Here is a 17,619-nt window from a genome sequence, read left to right as displayed (position 1 = left end):
AGGCATTGCAGGTGTCGTCCGTGAGCGCGCAAAAATGGCGCGTAGAATGCCGGACTAGAGCGCTGGCGACAATCGAATTACTGCCGGATTGCCATCATCGTGTTCAACCCTCGGCAAACTCACGCAGAACCTGGCCATCCATGCGGTAGCGCACCCACTCTTCCTGAGGTTGCGCGCCGAGGGATTTATAGAATTCGATCGCCGGCGTGTTCCAGTCGAGCACGCTCCATTCGAAGCGGCCGCAGTCGTTGTCGCAGGCGATTTTCGCCAAGTGACGCAACAAGGTTTTGCCGGCACCGCCGCCGCGTTGTTCGGGGGTGATGTAGAGGTCTTCGAGGTACAGGCAGTTGCTGCCGAGCCAGGTCGAATAGCTGAAGAAGAACACCGCGAAACCGATTGGCAGACCGTCGCGCAGGCAGATCAGACCGTGAGCGGTGGCGCCTTCGCCGAACAGGCTGCGCTCGATGTCAGCGACGCTGGCGATGACCTCGTGGCGGGCCTTTTCGAAATCAGCGAGTTCAGTGATGAAGGCGAGGATTTGCGGGGCATCGCTGGGGGTCGCCGGGCGGATGTCGATCGTCATGGACGGGCCTTGTCGGAAAAGGAAAACGCCATACTAAGGCCGTGGGCGGCGCTCGTCACATGGCAAAACACACACTACCCTGCGCAATGTTGCAAACGCTGCAGTTCCCTGTTGGAGCGAGCCTGCTCGCGAAAGCGGACTGTCAGTGACATTGCGGTGACTGATACCGCCTCTTCGCGAGCAAGCTCGCTCCCACAGGGACTTCGCCAATCTGAAAGGATGCTTATGAACCTTGAGTTTTTTACACCCGTGGCGGCACTGGCAGCAGAGTTACTGCCGCACGCCCTGGAGCCGTCCGACGACGGCGCTCACGACCTCGCCCACCTGCAACGGGTCTGGCACAACGTACGCACGCTACGGAAAGAAGAAGGCGGCGATCTTGAGGTGTTGCTCGCCGCCGTGCTGCTGCACGATTGCGTGGCTGTCGAGAAGAATTCGCCACTGCGCGCGCAGGCTTCGCGGCTGGCGGCAGATAAAGCTTCGTCAGTGCTGGCCGTTCTGAACTGGCCGGAAGAAAAAATCAAGGCCGTCGCCCACGCCATCGAAGCCCATAGTTTTTCCGCCAACATCACCCCGCTCACCCTCGAAGCGAAAATCGTCCAGGACGCCGACCGCCTCGACTCACTGGGCATGCTCGGCGTCGCCCGTACGTTCTATATCGCCGGGCGTATGGGCTCGGCGTTGTACGACCCGCAGGATCCCGAAGCGAAACAGCGCGACTACGACGACAAGCGGTTTTGCCTCGATCACTTCCAGACCAAACTGCTGCACCTCGCCGACGGTTTCCAGACTGCCACCGGCCAGCGTCTGGCGCTGGTCCGTCATCATCGTCTGAAGGGTTTCATGGAGCAGTTCAAGGAAGAGATCGGTATCGCTTGAGCATTACTCCGGCGTGCAGTGATCCTGACTTCGCCAAGCTCAGACCTAAGTCGCCTGCCTGACGTGTTAAACAGACGACGCTGAATTTTTCCGCTCAAGGATTCGCGTCATGTCGCAAGCAATACCCAAGGTTTCAGGCAAGCTGTTCGGCCTGTTCTGCCTCGCCAGTTATCTGCTGTCGCTGTCTTACGGCTCGACGTTTTTATTGTCGCTGTTGATCAGTTCTCGCGGCGGCAATGAACACGATGCCGGCAGTGTGATTTCGGCGGCGATGCTCAGTACGTTTGTCGCAGTGCTGGTGTCCGGGCATCTGTCGGACTGGCTCGGCGCGGCGCGTTCGATTGCCCTGTTCGGTCTGTTGCTGGTGGCGGCAAGTCTGGGCTTTGCGCTGACGCCAGGATTTGGTCATCTGCTGTTGTTTTTCGGTTTGTTGTTGGGCTTGGGTTGGGGCGTTTTCTACACCCTGGGGCCGATCATCGTCGCGAGTCTGGTGACCCCGGCGCAGCGCGCCAAGTACTTCGCGCTGCTGTCGGGCAGCATGATGACCGGGATCGGCAGCGGCCCGTTGCTCGGACGGGCAGCCACTGCGCTGGGCTTGCCAGTGACCTCGGCGTTTTATCTGGCGGCGCTCGCAAGCCTGATCGGGGTGCTGCTGTTCTGGCGGCTCGGTTCTCGATTGAAAAGTGCGCAGGCCCCGACAGCGGCAAAAATCAGCTGGCAAGCGACCACTCAAGTGCTTGGCTCGCGCGCCCTGTTTCCGATCATCATGGTCGGCCTCGGCGGTTGCGTGTTCGGTGGCCTGTCGAGTTTCCAGACCAGTTACGCCGCTGCGCGATCGCTGGATTATTCGCTGTTCTTTCTGGGCTTCATGAGTGCGGCAATCAGCAGCCGCATGCTGATCGCTGGCTATGTGGTCAAGCGTGATCCGCTGCGCGCTTCTTGCCTGTTGTCGGGGCTGATGCTCGGCTCGATCGTGCTATTCGCGTTCGGCGTGCACAGTGGATTCACCTATCTGCTGGCGGCGTTGGTGCTCGGCGTCGGTTATGGCCTGACCTATTCGGTGATCAACGGTTTGGCGGCCAACGAAGCACCGGCCGGCACCACGTCACAGGCCTTGTTGCTGTTCAGTCTGGCGTACTTTATCGGTGTGTTTGGTTTCCCGTTGCTGGCCGGAAAAATCATCGTTGAACACGGCATGAGCACGCTGCTTTTGACGGTTTTGATCGTCGCGTTGGCCAACTGGTTGATTACCTTTGGCCGCTTGCTTTGGCGCCGACTGGTCATCAAAACCGCAGCGGTGATCTAGACCGTTCGTCGTTCATCAGGCACCAATCCGATCAGAGGGCAGACCAACGACAGGTAAGGATTCCAATCACTGGAGAAGCCCTATGATCCCGTCAAGGTTGACCGCTTTCGTATTCAGCGCCCTGCTCTGCCCTGCGGTGTTCGCCGCATCCGCCACCGCTGCGGGCACCGGCCCTACCGATCCGACCCCGCCACGCGCCCCCGCCATCAACAGTGCCCCCGGCATGAATACCGATGGCTCCGGCGTGCCTTTGATCAATCAGCCTCCCGCCACCGGCACCGATCCGCGCACGCAGGGCAGTGACCCGGGCAGGCAGGGCGGCATGAATTCCCCCGACGCCCCCGCCACGCCAGACAACGCGGGCCCCGGCGTCGGCTCGAAAACCACCACCGGTGGCTCCGGTTCCGAAGGCTCCGGTCAGTAGTTCGCCGACGCGAGCGTCCTGTTCAACCCAATGAAGAGGTAACCATGAACGTCGATAAAAACCTGGAAAAAGAAGTCCTCACCCGCCTGCTGCACGCTCATCCGAGTGGACTGGGCAAGGAGGTGCTGGACAATTACCGGGGCGAGAAGGTCGTGGCCAGCGCCCTCGCCGCTTTGCAGGATCGTGGACTGATTCACCACGGGCATGTGACCTGCAACGAGGCTGGCGAACATTCGTTGAACCTGCCGATCAAGCTCAGTGCCGCTGGCGTTGAGGCCGCGCGCAAGCTGGATCTGCAGTAATCCAGGGGCCGCTCGCTGCCGATGCGGCGGGCGGCCGGATCTGCACACAAGAGGAGAAACCCCATGCCTCGTGGAAGCAAAGACAAATACACCACCGAGCAAAAGCGCAAAGCCGAGCACATCGAAGACAGCTACGAAAAGAAAGGCCTGTCGAAAGATGACGCCGAGGCGCGGGCCTGGGCGACGGTGAACAAGCAATCGGGCGGTGGCGAAAAATCCGGCGGTTCCGGGCGCATAAAACCGGCGAGTGCCAAGGCTGAGGATCGTAAAGAGTCATCGCGGCGGGCGGTGGCCAGTCGCGAGGGGCATTCGCGTAATAGCAAAGCGTCGAAGGATACGCAGACAGTCGATAGCTTGATGAAGGAGGCCCGGGCGAAGCAGATTCCGGGGCGGTCTTCGATGCGCAAGCAGGAATTGATCGAGGCATTGCGCAAGGCCGGCTAAGTTTGTATGAGGCTAAAGGCCCCTTCGCGAGCAGGCTCGCTCCCACATTAAATTTATGTCGATCACAAATCACCTGTGGGAGCGAGCCTGCTCGCGAAAGCGGTAGATCAAGCGCCGCCGGACTCGCGGATAAACGCATCCACCTCTGCCGCCCCCGGCGAAGTAGCCGGCCCCCAGCGCGTCACTGCGATAGCCGCTGCCGCATTCGCCCGGCGAGCCGCTTCATGGGCAGACAAACCCTGCGCCAGTCCGGCAACAAACACGCCAGCATGGGCATCACCAGCGCCATTGCTGTCTACCGCTTTCACCGCAAACCCGGGCACATGCCGACGCTCATCGCGCTGATGAATCCAGCAGCCCTGCGGCCCGTCACGCACCACCATCAGCACCTCTTTGGGCAGATATTCAGCGAGTCGATCCAGCGCCACGCCAATATCTTCAGCACCGGTAAACCGCAACGCTTCAACACTGTTGCTGGTCCACACATCGATGCGCGGCAGCAACGCCTGCATCATCGGCGAGTCCGGCGACTCGACCAACGGGCCCGGATCGAACACAACATTGATCGAGCTCGGTAGTGCCAATGTCCAATCGAGCAATGCCTGCGCTTTGCCTTCGTGGAGCAGGCTGTAGCCGCTGAGATAAACGTAATCACCCGCCTCGGCCGCGACGCTGTTCAGATCTTCTTCGGTCACCTCACCTTCAGCGCCGATATAGGAAATGAAACTGCGCTCCGCCGACGCATCGGTCAGCGCCACACATAAACCGGTGTCTTTCAGTGCGGGGTCGGTGATGCCGATGTGTATCCCCTCGGTCTTCATCGCCTCACGCGCCAGATCACCGAAACGCCCAGTGCCATGGCGACCGAGATAAACCACCGGCAGGCCATTGCGCACCGCCGCCGTCATCACGTTGAAACCGCCGCCCGCTTCAAAACCGGCCGACTGCGCCAGCACGTCACCGCCAATCTGCGGCAGTTTATCCACGGCCATGACCAAGTCGATGATGACCTGGCCGGTGTGCAACATCTTAGGCATGAGCATTCTCGGTTTGCGCGGCGCGGCGATCTCTCGCTCCGCCCAGTACAAAGTAAATCCCACCAGCGACGACGAAGGTCACGATCCAGCCGAGGCCGTTGTGGCCCAGCCACGAGTCGGACAGGAAGCCCTTGAACCAGACGTTCTCGGCAGTGGTGCCGATGGTGGTGAAACTGAAGCCGAGGACGATGGCAATCGCCCACGCGCCGAATGCGCGCCACTCGATGCCGCCGCGATACCAGTAGGCACTGCTCGGGCTGACGTCGAGCAAGTCTTTTGGACTGTAGTAATGACGGTGAATCAGGTCGACGACGAAGATCCCGACCCACGCAGTGATCGGCACTGCCAGCAGGGAAATGAAGGTAATGAACGGGCCGTAGAAGCTGTCGGCGATCAGCATGAAGTAGATCGAACCGGCGAAGATCGCGACGATATCGACCACCACCGCGTAGACGCGTTTGACCTTCAGGCCGAGGGTCAGCGTGGTCAGCCCGGCGGAGTACACCGACAGGTTGTTCGACAGCAGCAAGCCACCGAACGCGGTGATCAGATACGGCACCGCCATCCAGGTTGGTAGCATGTCGCGAATTGCCACGATCGGGTCAGTCGCCGACGCCAGATCGTTGTTGCCCACCGACAGCAGCCCGCCAAGAGTGATCAGCAGCACCAGCGGAATACCCGCACCGAACGCCGCCGAAGCAACCAGACGCACAGCCTTGACGCTGCGATGCTGATAGCGCGACATGTCTGCGCCAGCGTTGGCCCAACCGATGCCGGTGCCGGCGGCCATGGTGCCAATGCCGATGATCATTGCGCTCATCGGCGCGGGCGTGGCGTTGAATACCGCGCTCCAGTCGATGGTCGCGCAGAGGAAGCCACCGACCAGAATGTTCAGCGCGCCGAACACGTAGGTCGCCCACTTCTGGATCACCAGCAAGGTCGCATGGCCGAGGCCGGATACCGACAGGGTCAGCAGAACGAAAATGGCGATGAAGATCAGCGTCAGTATCGGCGCACTTTTCGCTTCGACCGGTGAGCCGAACAGAATCGAGCACAGCGACAACAGCACGAATGCGGCAGTGGTGGTGTTGACGGTTTCCCAACCCAGGCGCGACATCAGCGAGACCAGTGTCGGGCCGATGTTACCGCGCACGCCGAAGATCGCCCGCGACAAGGTTAGGCTCGGCGCGCGGCCACGGCGACCGGCAATCGAGATGATCCCGACCACCGCAAACGAGCCGGCAGCGCCAATGATCGCGACGATGATCGCCTGCCAGATCGCCAGCCCGCGAAACGCCACCAGTGTGGCGCCCAGCGGTAGGCCGAGGATGGAAATGTTGGCGGCGAACCAGACCCAGAACAGTTGCAGCGGGTGGCCGTTGCACTCGGCTTCCGGCACCGGTTCGATGCCGCGGGTTTCCAGTTGCCCGGCGCTCTGCCCGGCGTTTGATGAACTCATGAAGATGCTCCTGTTTGCCTTTTTTGTGGTTGTGGCAATGATGCAAAACGACAAGACTTCCCGGCCGTCCTCGGCCTGTCTGCGCGATCCATTGCGGGTTGAAAATTCGAAATTTGCGGTGCGGCCTTCGCGAGCAGGCTCGCTCCCACAGGTACCGTGTAATCCCTGTGGGAGCGAGCCTGCTCGCGAAGACGTCAGCCCAATCAGCGCAAAGCCAACAGCCCCTGCACTAACGGCTCAAGCTCCAGATGATTAACGGCCTTAACCGTCTCGACCATCTCGGCAGGCCAGCTCTCAAGACCCAGGCAGGCCCCAAGCATTGCGCCAAGAATCGCCGCGATGGTGTCAGTGTCACCGCCAAGACCGGCGGCCATGCACAACGCATCAAACGCGCTCATCTCACCCACCGCGACTTGCTGCGCCAGCGCGAACGACACCACCACCGACTCCTGCGAGGCCACCGAAGTGCCGATCACGTCGTAGAGCAGATCCGCCAGCAATGCCTTGTCGCTATCGACACTGATGGTGCGCGCCCAACTGATGCGCGAGGCAATGCGCCCACCGGCCACCCAGTGCCCATGCGTTTCCGCTTGTTGAGCGATTTGCTGACCAAGGTTCAGTGCCTCGCCCAGGTCCATGCCATTGATGCCGGCAGACACCACCGCCGCCACCGCTGCCGCACTGGAAATCCCCAGCGTGGTGTTGTGCGTGACCTGGCAAGCCTGCACCACCGCCGCAATAAAGCGTTGAGGATCGGCAACATCTGCCGCGATTCCCACCGGCGTAATGCGCATCGCCGCACCGTTGGTGGTGCCATAGCGTCCGGCCTCTTCCGGCGAATGCCCGGCAAGGATCATTTCGATCGCGCGTTTGGTCGACGGCCCGAGCAAGTCCTGCGAGCCTTTGGCCTGCATCTCGGCTTCCCACTCGATCAGGCGTTGCGCGAGGATTGCCGGTTCGATGCGGCCCTTTCCTTCTACCAACAACTCGCCGACCAGAATCGCCTGTTCGGTGTCGTCGGTAATCGAGCCTTTGGGCATGTTCGCGGCGATTGGTTGCAGCGGCCCGGCGTCCTGCAAATCGGTGATCGTGCCGAAACGGGTCTTGATCGTTTCGCGGTTCAGCGATTGCGTCGGCATGCCCAGCGCATCACCGAGGGCCAGGCCATAGAAAGCGCCGAGGGCACGGTTGAACGCGGTCATTTCGATTCTCCAAATTGCAGGTGCAGACGGAAATGCACCGGGTCGAGCAAACTTTCCACCTGTTCCATGAAGCGGTTCTGCCGGTCGTAGGTGGTGCGCAGCGCTTTGAGGAATACCGTGCCTTCAGGCCGGCCAAGCAATGCGGCGTCTTCGGCATTCAGCGGTTCGGCGCCGATCCATTGATCGCCGCGCTCGCCGATGTAGCCGTAGGCGGCCAGGGTGATGGTCAGGGAATTGTCGATCAGGCCGACGCGCGGCAGGCTTTCCAGGCCGCCGGTCGCCGGCATCAAAGAGCGTTCGAGGGACACCAGCGTGCCTTCGCTGGAACGGCGGCGACGGTCGAGGGTGATGAATTGATCGGTACCAAAACGCGCCAGCAGATCGGGCCGGGTCACGGCTTCCAGACGCAACACTTCGGTATTGATCATCGCCCCGCTGTCGGCCAAGGCCTGCGCCCAGCCGCTGCGCTGGTCGAGGGCGACACCGTCGAAGGTGACGATGGAGCCGACGCCGCTTTGCGTGGCGATGTAATTGCGCCGTTTCAATTCGGCCAGCGCTTCGCGCAGCGTTCCTCGGCTGACGTTGAATTCTTGAGCCAACTGATGCTCGCCGGGCAACAGAAAGCCGTCCTCCATGAGGCCGCTTTCGATGCGCCGGACGAGCTCGTCGACCACCCGTTGTTTCTTGTCAAATCGTACCTGTCTAATCATGTACAAATTGATACCCGAAACGGGTGTGGGCGGGCAAGGAATATTTAGGGAGAGTGACGAAAGGCGGGAGAATCAAAAGCCCCTCACCCTAGCCCTCTCCCGGAGGGAGAGGGGACTGATCGAGGTGTTTATTCGAATTACATCGACCTGAAATATCAAGTCGAACTCAGGTTTGAAAAGCTAGGAGATCTGCTCCCTTTCCCCCTCTCCCTCTGGGAGAGGGCTTGGGGTGAGGGGCTCTTGATTCTAGCGTTGCTTCAGACGGTCAATCACGACGGCCAACAGAAGGATCGAACCACGGATAACGTATTGGTAGAACGTGTCGATATTCTTCAAGTTCATCGCATTCTCAATAATCGCCAGAATCAACACCCCGGCAATCACATGCCGAATCATGCCGATCCCGCCGCTCAACGACACCCCGCCCAACACACAAGCAGAGATCACCGTCAGCTCAAACCCCTGACCAATCATCGGCTGCCCCGAGGTCATCCGCGAAGCCAGAATCACCCCGGCCAGCGCACCAATCACACCATGCACGGCAAAGATAATGATCTTGGTCCGATCAACGTTCACACCTGCCAGCAATGCTGCTTCCTGGTTGCCACCGATGGCCATGGTGTTGCGCCCGTAGGTGGTGTAATTCAGCAGCCAGCCAAAAAACAGAAAGCAGACGATGGTGATCAGAATCGGCACCGGCACGCCGAACAACTGGCCGTTACCAAACACGAAGAACGATTCCTGCGACACACCCACCGCTTTGCCATTGGCAAAAATGTACGCCAGACCACGAACGATCTGCATGGTCGCCAACGTCGTGATCAAGGCATTGACGCGCAACTTGGCGATCACAATGCCGTTGATCAGCCCGACAATCAGACCCATCACCAACGCTGCACTGACACCGAGAAACACGCTGTTGGTGTCGCGCATCACCACCGCCGCAACCACTCCGGCGCAGGCAATCACCGAGCCGACCGACAGGTCGAAATGACCCGACGCCAGGCAATACAACATCGTGCACGCCGCGATGCCGGTGGTGGAAATCGCCAAGCCCAGGCCACGCATGTTCAGCGGCGAAAGGAAGTTGTCGATCAGCAGCGTACAGGCAACGAAGATGCCCACAGCCGCCAGCAACATGACCCAGTCATCAAGGAAGCGACGCATGTCCAACGGTTTGCGCTCTTTGGGCAGGGTTTCGTTTTGGGTTGTCATCATAGTCACCTCTCAGTTCGCCACGCCGTCAGCGCGGTGGCGCGGCAAAGCCAGTTGCAGCAGGTTGGATTCATTGGCCTGATCGCGGCCGATTTCGCCGCGCAGGGCGCCTTCGCAGAGCACCAGAATGCGGTCGGAAATGCCCATCACTTCCATCAGGTCGCTGGACACCACGATCACCGAAATACCCTCGGCGGCGAGGTTATGGATGATCTGGTAGATCTCAGCCTTGGCGCCGATGTCGATGCCGCGAGTCGGTTCGTCGAGCAGCAGGACTTTCATCGGCATCGACAGCCAGCGACCGAGAATGGCCTTCTGCTGATTGCCGCCGGAAAGGAACTTGATCTGCTGGCCGGCGTGTGGGGTTTTCACTTTCAGCGCTTTGATCTGTTTGTCGGCATTACCCTTTTCCCACAGACCGCGAATCAGGCAACCGAGGCCGGAGTTGGCCCCGCGCGCACTGATGTTGATGTTCTCGGCAACGCTGGCCAGCGGGATGATGCCTTCCTTCTTGCGATCCTCGGGACAGAGCAGAATCCCGGCAGCAATCGCATCGCGCGGTGAGCGCAATTTAAGTTCGTGACCACGCAGTTCCAGGCGGCCGGCGGTGTTGCGCTCAAGACCACTGAGCAGGCGAAACAGCTCGGTGCGCCCTGCCCCGACCAGTCCGAACAAACCGAGGATTTCACCTTTGTGCGCTTCGAAACTGATCGGCTCGCGCAGGCCCGGGCCGAGCAGGCCGGTGACCTTCAGCGCGACGGCGCCGCGTGGACGATGGCGATAATCGTAGATGTCCTGAATGTCGCGGCCGACCATGCAGGTCACCAGTTGATCGTGGGTCAACTGGCTCATGTCATCGAAGGTGCGCACATAGCGACCGTCCTTGAACACCGTCACCGCGTCGCAGATGCGGAACACTTCTTCCATGCGATGGGAAACATAGAGGACGACTTTGCCCTCGTCGCGCAGGCGACCGATGATCGCCATCAAGCGGTCGATCTCGCGGGCCGAGAGGCTGCTGGTCGGTTCGTCGAAAGCGATGACGTGAGCACCACGGGACAGCGCTTTGGCGATTTCCACCAGTTGCCGCTGACCGAGGGACAGGCGTCCTACCTTGGTTTGCGGGTCGATTTCGTCGGCCAGGCCTTTCAGGCAATTCAATGCTTGCTGGCGTAGCGCACCGCGATTGATCAAACCGAAACTGGCCGGCAGATGGCCGAGGAACAGGTTTTCAGCGACGGTCATTTCCGGCACCAGATGCAGCTCCTGGTGAATCACCGCGACTCCGCTACCGATGCTGTCGGCGGTCGACTTGAACGCCATGGTCTGCTCGCCGATCTGCAACTCGCCGCTGCTCGGAATGTAAGCGCCGCCGAGGATTTTCAACAGAGTAGATTTGCCGGCGCCGTTCTCGCCCATCAAGGCATGAACCTGGCCCGGATGCGCGACGAAGCTGATCGCGTCCAGCGCTTTCACACCGGGAAAGGTTTTACCAATCCCGCTGAAGCGCAGGCTGCCGCTGGCGCTGTGTTGTTGTGTCTGTACTTGCGCGTGCATAAAGCCACCTCTTCACACCAAAAAACGGCCCGGCAACCCGGGCCGTCGCGGCATCAGTTCCACAAGCCGATTTTTTCCAGCTCTTGCTTGAAGTTCTCGCGGGTGATCAGGGTGACGTCGTCCATCGCGGTATACTTCGGCGGTTCTTTGCCGGTGGTCACCCACTCGTACATCATCTCGGCAGTCTTGTAGCCTTCGATGTGCGGGCTTGGCAGCATCGAGCCGAAGAAGCCGCTGTTCGGCTTTTTCAGTTCGCCGATGGCGTCGGTGCCGTTGATGCCGATGCCGATCACGTTGGTTGCGGCAAAACCGGCCGCTTCGGTGGCGCGTACGCCGCCGAGCACAGTGTTGTCGTTCATGCCGCCGATGATCAGGTTTTTTGCCGCGCTCGGCAGTTTCACCAGCGCCGAGTTGGTCGCGTCCATGCTGCCCGGTACGTCGAGGGTTTTCAGCGCGGCGAACAGAATGTGATCCTTCGGCATGCCGGCGTCTTCGAGGGATTTCACCGAGCCGTCGGTGCGTTTCTTGCCGGTGTCGAGTTCGTTGTAGGTGTTGACCACCGCGTAGGTGTCTTTCCAGTCCCAGTTGCGTTTCTTCGCTTCGGCGACCATGGCGTTGCCCTGCTTCTGGCCGACTTCGAACGCGGCCATGCCGAGGTACGGCACGTCTTCCATGAACTTGCCGTTGGCGTCGACGAAACGGTCGTCGACGGCAATCACTTTCAGGTCATTGAGCTTGGCTTTGGCCATGATCGCCGGACCGAGCGAGACATCCGGCGGGCAGATCACGAAACCCTTGGCGCCGTTGGCGGCAAGGCTGTCGATCGCCGAGAGGGTTTTCTCGCCGTCCGGCACGGCGATCTTGATCAGTTCGAAGCCCTTGTCCTTGGCGGCTTTCTCGGCGAAGGCCCACTCGGTCTGGAACCACGGTTCTTCAGCCTGCTTGACCAGAAAGCCGATTTTCACGGTGTCGGCAGCGAGCAGCGCACTGCTCAGGCTGAACGCGGTAACCGCCAGGGCGGTACTGCACAGGGTACGAATCCCGAAACGACGTTTCATAAGCTGACTCCTTGTTATTTTTTTTGAGCAATGTTTGAAAAGCGTTAAAGCGTGTTCCTGCAAAATCTTCTGACAATAGTCATATCGTATGATGATTGGATTGCAAACGGATTTATCCGCGTGAAAGCCACTGCGCTCAGTCGTGGTACATCACCGAGCGCCCACCATCGATGGTGATGCATGAAGCATTGATGAAAGGCGCTTCATCACTTGCCAGAAATACGGCGGTCATCGCCACTTCAAGCGGCTGACCGATGCGCTTCGGCGGGTGCAGATCGAAGGCGCGCTGACGTTCGGCATGCGGATCGGCGAAACCGTTCCAGTAATCGACGTTCAATTGGGTTTCGATGTAGCCCGGGGCGATGGCGTTGACGCGGATGCCCTTCGCGGCGTACTCGATGCCGAGTGCGCGAGTAAGGCCGAGCAAACCGTGCTTGGCCACCGGGTACGGGAAGCAGCCAGGGATGATGTGACTGGAATGGGTCGATGCGATGTTGATGATGCTGCCAACGCCCTGCTCGATCATCTGCGGCAGCACCGCTTTGCAGCCGAACCAGGCGCCGTCCAGATCGATGGCGAAACAACGACGCCAGTCTTCTTCGGTCATCTCCAGCGGATCGCGGAACACGTTGACCCCGGCGCAGTTGACCAGCACGTCGATGCGTCCGTGCAGTTCAACAGCGCGTTTGGCCATGGCATGCAGATCAGACTGATGCGAGACATCGGCCTTCAGCGCCTGCACGTCATAGCCTTGCCCACGCCAGTGCGCGGCAACCTGCTCGACTTTCTCAGCCTGGATATCGCTGATCACCAGTTTCGCTTGCTGCGAGGCGAAGGCAGCGACGATGGCTTCGCCGATGCCTTGCGCAGCACCGGTCAGCAGCACGACCTTGTTTTTCAGACGCTCGCCCTCCGGCGGCGCGGGCACCGGCGGCAGGGAAAGGGGTTCAGCCATGGATCAGGACTCCTGTTTCGCAGGCACAAAAAAACCGGGCATCTGCCGATGTCCGGTCTGGAAGGCGGTTTGAACGAAACAGGCAGGCGCCGCCGACGGCATCGAGCCGTTGCGAGACGCGGACTCCACGCGGGAGTGCGATAGACATTCGCTGCATCACTTCACCTGTTTTGTTCTTTTTAAGTGTGAGTGCGTGTTACTGCTGGAGTCGACTATAAACCCGACCGCCAAATAATCTCAATATATAATTTTGCATCCCATATTATGGGATTTAATCCGCAAAGCGCGTACAGAGTTTTCCTGCGACATCCACGCGCATCGACAGTACCGCGCCATCCAATGGATGGTTGTGCGGACTCTGGGCGCTGGTGATGAACAAGGTTTTCAGGTCTTCACCGCCGAATACACAACTGGTCGGGCGGCTGACCGGCAGATCGATTCTGCGATCAACTTTGCCATCGGGCGTCAGCCGCAGCAGGCAACTGCCATCCCAGCGGGCATTCCAGATGTAGCCTTCGGCATCCATTGCTGAACCGTCCGGGCCACCCTGCTGATCGGGGCCGTACCAGACTTGTGCAGCATCGAGATTGCCGTCGGTGTGGATGAAAAAACGGTGCAGCGTGCTGTCGAGACTGTCACCGAACAGCAACGTGGTGCCGTCATCACTCCACAACAGCGTGTTGGGAATACCCAGGCCGCGCAACAACGGCGTCACACGTTTATCCGGATCGATCCGGAACAGACCACCGGAACGACGGGTGATCGGCAGATCTTCGCCCTGTTCGCCGATGTTGTTTTGCATGGTGCCGAGCCACAGACGACCTTGGCCATCGCAACGCGCTTCGTTGGGACGATTGCCGGGCTGCGGGTCGGCAACGCAGAACAGCGTCAGGCGTGGTTCGAGGCCCGGGGAGTCGAGATCGAGACGGTAGACGCCGCTGCTCAGGGTCACCAAGGCATCGCCGCTGGCGCAGGGGATGAACGCGGAGATGTGCTCGGGCATTTGCCAGATCTGTACGTTCTGGCCGATCAGGCGCAGGGCCTGTTTGCCGGCTATATCGACCCAGTACAGCGTCTGGGTTGGCGCGTCCCAGAACGGGCCTTCACCGAGTTGGGCGCGGTGTTGGGTCAGGGCGGTCCACGGCATATAACGGTCTCCATTGTTCTTGTTTTTACTGTAGGAGTGAGCCTGCTCGCGATGGCGTAGTGTCAGTTGACGTCAATGCGACTGATCTACCGCTATCGCGAGCAGGCTCACTCCTACAGGGGATTTCGGTGTATTCAGCTGGCTTTTTTGTCGGCCATGACTTTCGGGTAAAAGCGCTTTATTGCCAGATCCGCGTTGTCGATCAGGGTCATGCATGCCCACACCCCGCGCGCAGAATCGCGGGCAGCAATGGCGTCGGCCATATCTTTGTGGATTGGTAACGTGCGGCGCAGTTCATCCGGGTCGGCTGCAGAAACTTCAAATGACACTGCGAGCAATGCGCCGAGCGCAGGGACCATTTGTTCAATGAATTGATTGTGGCTGGCGGCGAGGATGCATTCGTGGAAGACCTGATCGGCGCGGTTGTAATCGATGCCGCTGTCGACCGCGCGCTCAAGGGCGTTATAGGCCAGTTGCACCGCTTCGATCTGTTCCAGGGTCGCGCGCTCGCAAGCCCAGCGCACGGCCATGGGTTCGATGGTGCGGCGCAGGTCGAGCAAGTCATCGACGAAGTTTTCCGGCAAGCCATTGCGCGACAGCCAACCGACCACTTGCGGATCGAACAGGTTCCAGCGCCGCACCGGCAATACGCGGGTGCCGACTTTCGGCCCGACTTCGAGCATGCCTTTGGCGACGAGGGTTTTGATCGCTTCGCGGATGACCGTACGGCTGACCCCGAGCTGTTCGCCCAGATCGGCCTCGACCTTGATGGTCTGCCCGGGTTTGACCTGGCCAGCGGCGATCCAGCTGCCCAGCCAGTCAACGGTCGACGCATGAAAGCTGCTGGACATGGACACCTCAAAGCGGATCGCGATGGGTGATCAAGCTAATCATCATACGATTGGGTGTCAATGACAAAAAAGATCGCAGCGTCCGGCAGCTCCTACAGGTGTACGCCATGTAGGAGCTGCCGAAGGCTGCGATCTTTCAAGGTTCTAGGCCGATGCGGAAGAACTCGCCGCCGCTCCACACACCAAGCCAGCGCTGGCCGTCGATTTCGCGGCTGACCGCCAGCTCCACCAGTTGATAGAACACATTGCGGTGGATCAGCGCTTCAAGGTTGGTACGCACATGCACGTAGGGCGCCGGCTCTTGGGTCGCCGGATCAATTTCGACGCGGATCGGATGCTCTAGCCCGGCCTCGGCGGTTTCTTCGACATTGGTGGTGAAGCGCAACAGCTGCGCCTCCCCTTCGCCTTCAACCTCGACCGCAATTGCCACAAACGGCGCATCGTCGACTTTGATCCCGACCTTCTCGACCGGGGTGATCAGAAAATAGTCATCGCCATCGCGGCGCATGATCGTCGAGAACAGCTTGACCATCGGTTTGCGCCCGATCGGCGTACCCAGGTAATACCAGGTGCCATCGCGGGCGATGCGCATGTCGATGTCGCCGCAGAAGTCCGGGTTCCACAAGTGCACCGGCGGCAAGCCTTTGGTTTTCGGGATCTGTCCCAACAGGTCATTGGCTTTTTGCGGGCCACTCATGGCGTTCTCCTTGAATTATTGGTCGCCGACTCCCAACAGACTGCGCGCGTACTGCGCCAGCGGCGGGCCGATCAGGTCTTCGGGCTTGCTGTCGTGGAACGTCAGTAAACCGCCACGACTCTTGATCCGTGCAGTATCAATCAAATACTGGGTGCTGGTCTCGATCAACATGATCTGAATCACGCCGCCGTCGATGCCGAGGCGATCGACCGCTTCTTCATCCAGCCACTCATCGGAATTGCCGATGCGGTCGTCAGCCTTGGCGAAACGCGTGTACAGCAGGTAGTGCGCACCGGCATCGCGAGCTTCGCCCATCGCCTGATCAAGGCCTTCTGGCGCACGCGCGCGGCGGACCATCGGGAAGTATTCGACGAAGCCCTTGAAGGCCTCTTCAGCCACTACGTTCGGGCGCGGGTAGGAACCACCCGGCGGCGCGAAGGCACCCTGGGCGATGTAGATAAATGAGTCCGGCTGAATGCGGAAGTTATTCACGCGGCGGCTGTCGCTGTGATCCAGCAAGCCCGCGTCGCTCATCTGATAGCGAGTGCCTTCGGCCATATCGCTGACAGTCATACAGCCGCCAAGCGCCAAAACGGCCAGCAGCAAAACCAGGCTACGCATCCTATTCCTCCAGAGGCCGGTGACGGAAAACCGGCGAATGGCCGTTGGATGCAGCTTTTGCGCCAGCTCAAGAAATTTGTTGATGGTTAAATCGTATTCGCGAGCAGGCTCGCTCCCACAGGGGAATACATCCCAAGGTGGGAGCGAGCCTGCTCGCGAAAGCGGTTGTTCAGCCGCCGATGATTTTCATGACGGTAGCGCCGCCAGAGAACGCCACTTCCTGCTTGTCCCCCAACGCCTTGACCAGCAAACGCTGGAGCGCCGGCAACGCCTGATGGCGCGGCTTGTCGAGCAGATCACCGACATAGTGGCGGTTACTCGACGACAGGCAGCCATGCAGCCAACCGGTCGACGACAAGCGCAAGCGCGAGCAGGTCCGGCAGAACGGCACGCTTTCGTTGGCGATCACACCAAAGTTGCCTAAACCGGGAATTGCGTAACGCACGGCCGTAGCGTCCACTGGTGCGTCGGTTTGCGCGTACTCATAACGCTCGCCAATCAGCGCCAGCAGCTGTTGCAGGCTGACGAACTGTTGCAGGAACGCATTATTGTCCTTGGCCAGATGGCCCATGCGCATCAACTCGATGAAGCGCAATTCGTATCCGCGTTCCAGGCAGTAATCCAGCAGCGGCATGACTTGATCAAGGTTCTGCCCGCGCAACGGCACCATGTTGACCTTGATCTTCATCCCCGCCGCTTTCGCCTGATCCATGCCGTCGAGCACAGTGGCCAGATCGCCGCCACGGGCGATGCTGCGAAAGGCGCTGGCGTCGAGGGTATCGAGGGACACGTTGATCCGGCGCAGACCCGCATCCACCAGCAGTGGGAGTTTTTTCGCCAGGAGTTGACCGTTGGTGGTCAGGCTGATGTCGTCCAGGCCCATCTTGCCGACGGCGCTCATGAACGATTCGAGTTTGGGGCTGACCAGCGGCTCGCCGCCGGTGATGCGCAGCCGTTCGATGCCGGCGGCTTCGATCAGATACGCCACGCCGCGGGCCATGGCTTCGGCCGACAGTTCATCCTGCGCAGCCACCAACCGCTTGCCGTTGGGCACGCAGTAGGTACACGCGTAATTGCAGGCTGAGGTCAGACTGATCCGCAAATTGCGAAAACGCCTGCCTTGTCGGTCAACGATCATGATCACTCCGGCGAAAGAATTTCGAGCCGCTAAA

19 protein-coding genes are annotated in these 17,619 nt (G+C 60.0%); 5 read left to right on the top strand and 14 right to left on the bottom strand.

Annotated features, from left to right (window positions below):
* Positions 1-103: 103 nt before the first annotated feature.
* The gene (locus ACI514_RS03610) at positions 104-583 is read right to left on the bottom strand and encodes a GNAT family N-acetyltransferase (RefSeq protein ID WP_038364457.1); all 480 of its coding nucleotides are present in this window, start codon (positions 581-583) and stop codon (positions 104-106) included.
* Positions 584-808: 225 nt separating this feature from the next.
* Here ACI514_RS03610 and ACI514_RS03605 point away from each other — a divergent pair, with 225 nt between their 5' ends.
* From ACI514_RS03605 to ACI514_RS03585, 5 genes are all read left to right on the top strand, one after another.
* Positions 809-1,462 (top strand): HD domain-containing protein, encoded by a 654-nt coding sequence (locus ACI514_RS03605; RefSeq protein ID WP_405123092.1) that lies wholly within the window; start codon positions 809-811, stop codon positions 1,460-1,462.
* Between the two features lie 109 nt (positions 1,463-1,571).
* Complete coding sequence (locus ACI514_RS03600; RefSeq protein WP_160058995.1) at positions 1,572-2,768, top strand: MFS transporter; 1,197 nt, start codon at positions 1,572-1,574, stop codon at positions 2,766-2,768.
* Between the two features lie 82 nt (positions 2,769-2,850).
* Entirely contained in the window at positions 2,851-3,192 is a 342-nt protein-coding gene (locus ACI514_RS03595) for a hypothetical protein (RefSeq protein WP_405123091.1), read from the top strand.
* A gap of 44 nt (positions 3,193-3,236) precedes the next feature.
* A complete protein-coding gene (locus ACI514_RS03590; protein ID WP_016986009.1) occupies positions 3,237-3,494 on the top strand; it encodes a hypothetical protein in 258 nt (85 codons plus the stop codon).
* Between the two features lie 63 nt (positions 3,495-3,557).
* On the top strand, positions 3,558-3,938 hold the full coding sequence (locus ACI514_RS03585) for a Rho termination factor N-terminal domain-containing protein (protein WP_160058996.1): 381 nt from the start codon (positions 3,558-3,560) through the stop codon (positions 3,936-3,938).
* A gap of 107 nt (positions 3,939-4,045) precedes the next feature.
* Here ACI514_RS03585 and ACI514_RS03580 read toward each other — a convergent pair whose 3' ends face one another.
* The 13 genes from ACI514_RS03580 to ACI514_RS03520 form a co-directional block, all read right to left on the bottom strand.
* Positions 4,046-4,975, bottom strand: coding sequence for a PfkB family carbohydrate kinase (locus tag ACI514_RS03580; protein WP_405123090.1), 930 nt, complete (start codon positions 4,973-4,975; stop codon positions 4,046-4,048).
* Complete coding sequence (locus tag ACI514_RS03575; RefSeq protein ID WP_405123089.1) at positions 4,968-6,434, bottom strand: purine-cytosine permease family protein; 1,467 nt, start codon at positions 6,432-6,434, stop codon at positions 4,968-4,970. The genes ACI514_RS03580 and ACI514_RS03575 overlap by 8 nt, the downstream gene beginning before the upstream one ends.
* A gap of 203 nt (positions 6,435-6,637) precedes the next feature.
* Positions 6,638-7,636 carry an ADP-ribosylglycohydrolase family protein gene (locus tag ACI514_RS03570; protein WP_160058998.1) on the bottom strand — a complete coding sequence of 333 codons (999 nt, stop codon included), beginning with the start codon at positions 7,634-7,636 and terminating at the stop codon, positions 6,638-6,640.
* A complete protein-coding gene (locus tag ACI514_RS03565) occupies positions 7,633-8,346 on the bottom strand; it encodes a GntR family transcriptional regulator (protein ID WP_160058999.1) in 714 nt (237 codons plus the stop codon). Before ACI514_RS03565 ends, ACI514_RS03570 begins: the two co-directional genes overlap by 4 nt.
* A 246-nt stretch (positions 8,347-8,592) precedes the next feature.
* Entirely contained in the window at positions 8,593-9,561 is a 969-nt protein-coding gene (araH, locus tag ACI514_RS03560; protein WP_026000669.1) for an L-arabinose ABC transporter permease AraH, read from the bottom strand.
* A gap of 12 nt (positions 9,562-9,573) precedes the next feature.
* Positions 9,574-11,118, bottom strand: coding sequence for an L-arabinose ABC transporter ATP-binding protein AraG (gene araG / locus ACI514_RS03555; RefSeq protein ID WP_160059000.1), 1,545 nt, complete (start codon positions 11,116-11,118; stop codon positions 9,574-9,576).
* Positions 11,119-11,171: 53 nt separating this feature from the next.
* Positions 11,172-12,176, bottom strand: a complete 1,005-nt coding sequence (locus tag ACI514_RS03550; protein WP_077574064.1) for a substrate-binding domain-containing protein — start codon at positions 12,174-12,176, stop codon at positions 11,172-11,174.
* A gap of 136 nt (positions 12,177-12,312) precedes the next feature.
* Positions 12,313-13,131: an SDR family oxidoreductase gene (locus ACI514_RS03545; protein WP_160059001.1), complete on the bottom strand. Its 819-nt coding sequence runs from the start codon at positions 13,129-13,131 to the stop codon at positions 12,313-12,315.
* Between the two features lie 271 nt (positions 13,132-13,402).
* Positions 13,403-14,278, bottom strand: a complete 876-nt coding sequence (locus tag ACI514_RS03540; protein WP_160059002.1) for an SMP-30/gluconolactonase/LRE family protein — start codon at positions 14,276-14,278, stop codon at positions 13,403-13,405.
* Positions 14,279-14,412: 134 nt separating this feature from the next.
* A complete protein-coding gene (locus tag ACI514_RS03535; protein WP_127929329.1) occupies positions 14,413-15,129 on the bottom strand; it encodes a FadR/GntR family transcriptional regulator in 717 nt (238 codons plus the stop codon).
* Positions 15,130-15,265: 136 nt separating this feature from the next.
* Positions 15,266-15,826: a DUF1285 domain-containing protein gene (locus tag ACI514_RS03530; protein WP_160059003.1), complete on the bottom strand. Its 561-nt coding sequence runs from the start codon at positions 15,824-15,826 to the stop codon at positions 15,266-15,268.
* A gap of 15 nt (positions 15,827-15,841) precedes the next feature.
* Complete coding sequence (locus ACI514_RS03525; RefSeq protein ID WP_007908280.1) at positions 15,842-16,447, bottom strand: DUF4823 domain-containing protein; 606 nt, start codon at positions 16,445-16,447, stop codon at positions 15,842-15,844.
* Between the two features lie 169 nt (positions 16,448-16,616).
* Positions 16,617-17,585 (bottom strand): GTP 3',8-cyclase MoaA, encoded by a 969-nt coding sequence (locus tag ACI514_RS03520; protein ID WP_160059004.1) that lies wholly within the window; start codon positions 17,583-17,585, stop codon positions 16,617-16,619.
* Between the last annotated feature and the right edge of the window lie 34 nt (positions 17,586-17,619).

It is taken from the genome of Pseudomonas sp. M20 (assembly GCF_045037865.1).
Classification (GTDB): domain Bacteria; phylum Pseudomonadota; class Gammaproteobacteria; order Pseudomonadales; family Pseudomonadaceae; genus Aquipseudomonas.
Note: the sequence above shows the minus strand (reverse complement) of the source record. Positions and strands in the feature narration are given on the sequence as shown.

Excerpts from the sequence above, each read along its gene's own strand:
- ACI514_RS03540 (WP_160059002.1), bottom strand. The coding sequence starts at position 14,278 with ATGCCGTGGACCGCCCTGACCCAACACCGCGCCCAACTCGGTGAAGGC.
- ACI514_RS03610 (WP_038364457.1), bottom strand. The coding sequence starts at position 583 with ATGACGATCGACATCCGCCCGGCGACCCCCAGCGATGCCCCGCAAATC.
- araG (WP_160059000.1), bottom strand. The coding sequence starts at position 11,118 with ATGCACGCGCAAGTACAGACACAACAACACAGCGCCAGCGGCAGCCTG.
- ACI514_RS03600 (WP_160058995.1), top strand. The coding sequence starts at position 1,572 with ATGTCGCAAGCAATACCCAAGGTTTCAGGCAAGCTGTTCGGCCTGTTC.
- ACI514_RS03550 (WP_077574064.1), bottom strand. The coding sequence starts at position 12,176 with ATGAAACGTCGTTTCGGGATTCGTACCCTGTGCAGTACCGCCCTGGCG.
- ACI514_RS03585 (WP_160058996.1), top strand. The coding sequence starts at position 3,558 with ATGCCTCGTGGAAGCAAAGACAAATACACCACCGAGCAAAAGCGCAAA.
- ACI514_RS03535 (WP_127929329.1), bottom strand. The coding sequence starts at position 15,129 with ATGTCCAGCAGCTTTCATGCGTCGACCGTTGACTGGCTGGGCAGCTGG.
- ACI514_RS03530 (WP_160059003.1), bottom strand. The coding sequence starts at position 15,826 with ATGAGTGGCCCGCAAAAAGCCAATGACCTGTTGGGACAGATCCCGAAA.
- ACI514_RS03565 (WP_160058999.1), bottom strand. The coding sequence starts at position 8,346 with ATGATTAGACAGGTACGATTTGACAAGAAACAACGGGTGGTCGACGAG.
- ACI514_RS03595 (WP_405123091.1), top strand. The coding sequence starts at position 2,851 with ATGATCCCGTCAAGGTTGACCGCTTTCGTATTCAGCGCCCTGCTCTGC.
- ACI514_RS03520 (WP_160059004.1), bottom strand. The coding sequence starts at position 17,585 with ATGATCGTTGACCGACAAGGCAGGCGTTTTCGCAATTTGCGGATCAGT.
- ACI514_RS03605 (WP_405123092.1), top strand. The coding sequence starts at position 809 with ATGAACCTTGAGTTTTTTACACCCGTGGCGGCACTGGCAGCAGAGTTA.
- ACI514_RS03570 (WP_160058998.1), bottom strand. The coding sequence starts at position 7,636 with ATGACCGCGTTCAACCGTGCCCTCGGCGCTTTCTATGGCCTGGCCCTC.
- ACI514_RS03545 (WP_160059001.1), bottom strand. The coding sequence starts at position 13,131 with ATGGCTGAACCCCTTTCCCTGCCGCCGGTGCCCGCGCCGCCGGAGGGC.
- araH (WP_026000669.1), bottom strand. The coding sequence starts at position 9,561 with ATGACAACCCAAAACGAAACCCTGCCCAAAGAGCGCAAACCGTTGGAC.
- ACI514_RS03525 (WP_007908280.1), bottom strand. The coding sequence starts at position 16,447 with ATGCGTAGCCTGGTTTTGCTGCTGGCCGTTTTGGCGCTTGGCGGCTGT.
- ACI514_RS03580 (WP_405123090.1), bottom strand. The coding sequence starts at position 4,975 with ATGCCTAAGATGTTGCACACCGGCCAGGTCATCATCGACTTGGTCATG.
- ACI514_RS03590 (WP_016986009.1), top strand. The coding sequence starts at position 3,237 with ATGAACGTCGATAAAAACCTGGAAAAAGAAGTCCTCACCCGCCTGCTG.
- ACI514_RS03575 (WP_405123089.1), bottom strand. The coding sequence starts at position 6,434 with ATGAGTTCATCAAACGCCGGGCAGAGCGCCGGGCAACTGGAAACCCGC.